Genomic DNA, 2,430 nt, shown 5'->3' with positions numbered 1-2,430 from the left:
CGTGGTCGGCGAGTTCTGGACCTGTGCACCGGCAGCGGGGTCGTTGCCATCGCGGCAGCAGAGTCCGATGCGGCCAGCGTGATCGCGTTCGACATCTGTCCGCGTGCCGTGAGCTGTACGCGAGGCAATGCCGTCTACGCCGGCGTCAGCATCGACGTTCTGGAGGGATCATGTTCGCGGGCAATGGATTACGCGCCGTTTGATCTCATCGTGTCGAACCCGCCCTACGTGCCCACTCCACCGGCAGGCGACACCGACGCCATCCCGCTCACCGCCGGTCCCGCGCGAGCCTGGAATGCGGGCATTGACGGGCGGATGGTGCTCGATCCGTTGTGCGAGTCCGCGGCGGGGATGCTCGATGTCGGTGGCACGCTGCTGATGGTGCAGTCGGCGTTGTCCGGTGTCGACAAATCGCTGGAATCGTTGCGGTCGACCGGCCTAGATGCGAAAGCTGTTGCCGCACGGGCCATTCCCTTCGGCCCGGTGTTGTCTGCCCGCGCCCGCTGGCTGGAGGTCACCGGCCTGATCAGGCCTGGCTGCCGGACCGAAGAACTGGTAGTGATCCGTGCGGACAAACCATGACCGACTCCGTTCGGGTGCAGATCGTGCCCAACGGGCCGGTGCTGATCCCCGGCCCGGTGAGCATCGAGACACCCGACGGTGAGATCGTCGAATCCGATCGCTTCATGGTGGCGATCTGTACATGCCGGCGTAGCAAGATCTACCCGATGTGCGACACCAGCCATCGACGCTGTCGGCCTGCGGCACAGGCGAATTCAGGCGAGCGGCGTTCGTAAGGACGTCGCACCGGCTTTCCACGACGCCATGATCACATCCGCGAGCCGACCTTCGACGGCGGCGTGGGCCCGGATGCCGAATACCACGTCGGACTCCAAGTGTGGCTCCTGCGCGACCAGTGTGCCCACCACGTCTCGACGCACCACCTGCTCGTGCACCGCGTCGGCTTCGACGTGTTCGCGGTAGAACGCGACACACTCCGGCGGTGCACCCAGACGTTGTAACGCCTCGACCAACCGGCGTGAGCCTGGCGATGAGGTGATCTCGGTCGAGGCGAAATGTCCGACAGCGGCTCCGCGGAATTTTCGGTGTAAACCGAACAGCGACATCAGGTTCACCACCGCCAGAGCTTCCGCGGGAACCACGCCGAGGTAGGCCAGGTAGTTCGCATCGAGTCCGGCGGCGGTCAACAGGTCGGCGAACAGTTGCTGATGCACCCGCGCCCCGCGCCCCGCCCCGTACTCGTCGAATTCGATTGCCACAAACGACGCCTTGGCTTGTCCGGTGAGCCGGGGGATGGCGAATGCGTGCGGGTCGCCTTCTTTGAGGTGGTACAGCGAACGGTGGACGAAGTACTCGAGCATCTGCTGCCAGGTTCCGTTGTCGCGCAGCCAATATGACGGACCATCCCCGTCAGATACCTCTATCGAGAGGTCGTCCATTTCGGCGCCGGCGGTGCGGCCCGGCTCGATCTGACCTACATCGCGGGATACTCCGGTCAAAAACGAACGCTCCAATTGTGCGCGCAGATGCAACAATCCGGGATTCCATTCCCAGTTCGGGTCGACATCGGCGAAGCCGCGGTAGTGCAGTTCGTAGCACATGTACAACGCCAGCTGCAGATCCAGGCCATACGGGTCAGAGTCGCGGGCGGACGCACCGATGCGCGTCAGCTGGTAGTGCGGGGCTGACCCGCTGAGGCTACGGCGGACGGCCGCCGACAACGGCCCGTGCGCCGCCGGGAGCCGAGGTTCGACGACTGCTTGTGCGAAAGTCACGGGGGTATGTACCCACGCGTCCGCCCTTGCCAAACGGGCGGCTGTTGCAAGTTTTCGGCGCCCCGCAGGTAGATGTCTGTTCAACCGGCAGGAATGGGGTCCCGAGGCAGCTGAATGGTGACCAAAGACGTCGGCGCCCCCGGCATGTGGCTACTTTCCCGCAGCTCAGGCGGTGGGAGCCAGGGGGCAACTTGCGCTACAACCAGGCCTTTGGTTAAGGGAAGCTTGTGGGCTGGCAAATATTTTCCATTCCGGCTACTTCAAGATCACCGGGGAGGTAGCCTCTCAAGGATCGAACTTGTTGTATGTGGATGCAATAACCATTGGGGGCTCTGGTGATCGAAAATCGTCGTTTTGTGTTGGCAATGGGCGCGGCGGCCGGCGGCCTCGCCGCTGCCGCGTTGATCCCGCTGGCGTTGGCGCACGCCGATGACGGCATTACCTTGGTGTCCGCCGGCAATGACGTGCCCAACGCCGCGCTCGGCCCCGACGGGTATGTGGGTTTCCAGCCGTTGTTCACCGAGTGGCAGCAGGACCAGCCGACCAATGTGGAAATAGGTGGTACGACCGTCGGGAGCTATGACGTGGCCGAGACTGACTATGCAACGCCGTGGACTGATGAGTCGCTCTACCA

Annotated in this window: 4 protein-coding genes; 3 read left to right on the top strand and 1 reads right to left on the bottom strand. The window is 63.7% G+C overall.

The genetic code is table 11. The features are described 5' to 3' along the window. A partial coding sequence (locus tag AC2VOG_RS19210) for a HemK2/MTQ2 family protein methyltransferase (RefSeq protein WP_486941419.1) occupies nucleotides 1–582 on the top strand: 582 nt, incomplete at its 5' end. Next, entirely contained in the window at nucleotides 579–797 is a 219-nt protein-coding gene (locus AC2VOG_RS19205) for a CDGSH iron-sulfur domain-containing protein (protein ID WP_486941418.1), read from the top strand. The genes AC2VOG_RS19210 and AC2VOG_RS19205, both read left to right, overlap by 4 nt. Here AC2VOG_RS19205 and AC2VOG_RS19200 read toward each other — a convergent pair. Beyond that, the gene (locus tag AC2VOG_RS19200) at nucleotides 777–1,796 is read right to left on the bottom strand and encodes an iron-containing redox enzyme family protein (RefSeq protein WP_486941417.1); all 1,020 of its coding nucleotides are present in this window, start codon (nucleotides 1,794–1,796) and stop codon (nucleotides 777–779) included. The genes AC2VOG_RS19205 and AC2VOG_RS19200 overlap by 21 nt on opposite strands. A 356-nt stretch (nucleotides 1,797–2,152) precedes the next feature. Between AC2VOG_RS19200 and AC2VOG_RS19195 the strand changes: the two genes are divergently transcribed. After that, a partial coding sequence (locus AC2VOG_RS19195; RefSeq protein WP_486941416.1) for a hypothetical protein occupies nucleotides 2,153–2,430 on the top strand: 278 nt, incomplete at its 3' end.

The organism is Mycobacterium sp. TH-M11 (genome assembly GCF_057473725.1).
Note: the sequence above shows the minus strand (reverse complement) of the source record. Positions and strands in the feature narration are given on the sequence as shown.

Excerpts from the sequence above, each read along its gene's own strand:
- AC2VOG_RS19205 (WP_486941418.1), top strand. The coding sequence starts at position 579 with ATGACCGACTCCGTTCGGGTGCAGATCGTGCCCAACGGGCCGGTGCTG.